General features: G+C 66.1%; 2 protein-coding genes. Both read right to left on the reverse strand.

Going from position 1 to position 1939, the window contains the following annotated elements; all coding sequences use genetic code 11:
• Positions 1-98 precede the first annotated feature (98 nt).
• Positions 99-335 (reverse strand): hypothetical protein, encoded by a 237-nt coding sequence (locus U9977_RS10520; RefSeq protein ID WP_322749033.1) that lies wholly within the window; start codon positions 333-335, stop codon positions 99-101.
• The gene (locus tag U9977_RS10525) at positions 335-586 is read right to left on the reverse strand and encodes a hypothetical protein (protein ID WP_322749034.1); all 252 of its coding nucleotides are present in this window, start codon (positions 584-586) and stop codon (positions 335-337) included. The genes U9977_RS10520 and U9977_RS10525 overlap by 1 nt, the downstream gene beginning before the upstream one ends.
• Positions 587-1939 lie beyond the last annotated feature (1353 nt).

Raw genomic sequence — 1939 nt, forward strand, 5'->3', positions numbered from 1 at the left:
CCTGTGGGACACGCTGGCAGTCGGGATCCATGCGATCAGTTCGGGTAACACCGTGGCGGGGATCGGATCGGCGATCCCCGCATCGGCGGCGTAATCACCTACACCGGCGGCCGGGTGTCCCAGCCCGACTCGGCCGGCGGCTCCGAGCCCGGCCCGTGGCCCGGCGCCCAAACTTTCCGTAGCGGCTTGCCGTGCGGGCAGGTCCCCGTCTCGGGGATCGGCTCCACAGCACCGGTGGAGCGGAGTTGGGCGCCGCGGCGGCGCCGGCATTTGCTGCACGCGACAAGTGCCAGCATCGGGACGACCGGGGTCTCGCCGGCTGGGGCCTCATCCATTAGTTCTTCTTGACCTTCCCGCTGCCGCTACAGGCAGCGCATGTCCGCTCCTGCGTGCCGCTGAACCCGCCGCCCTCGTCCGTTTCAGCCCGATCGAAGGCCACAACGCCGGCACCGTTGCATGTCGTGCAGTTGGCGAACTCGACCTCCCGGACATTCGTCTTCGCGGTGGCGTCCTTGCCGCCGCGCTTCACGCCGTCTCGACCGGTGCTTGCGCCTCCATCGGTACTACCCCGCTTGTTCCACGCCATTGCATGCTCCTTCCGTGTCTGTTCCGTTACAGATTTAAGGGTAATCCTGTGATCGCTCGGACGAGGTGGGGCCTGGACGATACGGTGCGTGGCGGCGCCGCTCGCCTTACCTGCGCCGGGCCGATCGTCGCCCACCGGACCGGATGGGTACGGCTGGCCGTCGGGATCCCGATGGGAGTACACGAGCGGCCCGCGCCAACCGTCGGGGACGGGGCAAGGCGGACCGGCGCGCGTTCGTGACGGAGCTCCCCGGGTGGCACGGACTGGCTGGGATTCGCCCGGCGGGGTGACGGCAGGACGTAAAAGATCGCCGCTCCGCAGGGGGGTTACGGGAGTAACAAACGGTTACCCCTGTACCGGATACCGGGAGGAACACCGCGATGGGTGAGGGCATGGCGGCGCGGCTGTTGGAGCGACCGGATCCGGAAACTGCGTACGCTGCGTGAACAGGCTCGCCGCGAGCAACAGGCCCGCCGCTACGGCCTACCCGACCTGTCGGAGGTGGCGGACACGGACAGACGGGAGTTCATCCAGTCAGCGCAAGCGCCGCAGACGCACCGTGGGGGTTCGGGGGGCTCGGCCCCCCGGTGGGCATCGCGGCTGGTGGCGGGCTTGATCAAAGACCAACGAGCATGCGGAACCAGCACGTGGGCGCGGCAGGGATCGAACCTGCGACCCTCTTCGCCACGATCCACGTTACGAGCTTGGGAAACCTGTGCGGTTACCGTTGCTGACCTGATCCAAAGCACTCCCGCCCAGGTCAACGGCGGTTCGGTACCCACCACAGGACACCGATGGGACCACATGCTGACCACTGCTACGGGCACGCGGCGGGCACGCCGTCCGGCTAACCCGCCTCGTTAGGGCAGCGCCCTTGCTGGCTGGCATGTCCGGAGTTGCCCGTGCACGCGGTGGACGTGAGAGCTGTCTCCGTCTCCTCTGTCTGGTGATGTCTGTCGACTGGCCTTGCGTGGGTCGGCGCCATGCGCTGTCGGAACGGCGGCCCTGGTCTCGTGCTGCGGGTGCCTGAGTCTACGATCATTGTTGGGTACGGGTCAGTCCGAGGCCCGGCGGTGGGAAAGGGGGATGTACGATGATCGTTTACCACAACCGCCGACACGCCGACGAATGCGGGAGGTTGTGGTGGGCGATCGACATATGCTGTGACCTGCTGCGATGTGACACCGATAGATCATATAGCCATGATCCTAAGGGTCTTCGGATGGAGGTTGTGGTACGATCTTGCATCAGCGCAGGTCAGCGGGTGTACAATTCGGACAGCGGTGCCCGCGATCTACAAATCCGAGTCGGATTGAAACCTCTCTACTTTTTGAAAACCCTGTGCAGGGCTGG

Source organism: Protofrankia sp. Cas8 (genome assembly GCF_963555845.1).
Lineage (GTDB): Bacteria > Actinomycetota > Actinomycetes > Frankiales > Frankiaceae > Protofrankia.

Bases quoted from the DNA above. Each gene is read 5' to 3' on its own strand.
- U9977_RS10520 (WP_322749033.1), bottom strand. From the start codon at position 335: ATGGATGAGGCCCCAGCCGGCGAGACCCCGGTCGTCCCGATGCTGGCA.
- U9977_RS10525 (WP_322749034.1), bottom strand. From the start codon at position 586: ATGGCGTGGAACAAGCGGGGTAGTACCGATGGAGGCGCAAGCACCGGT.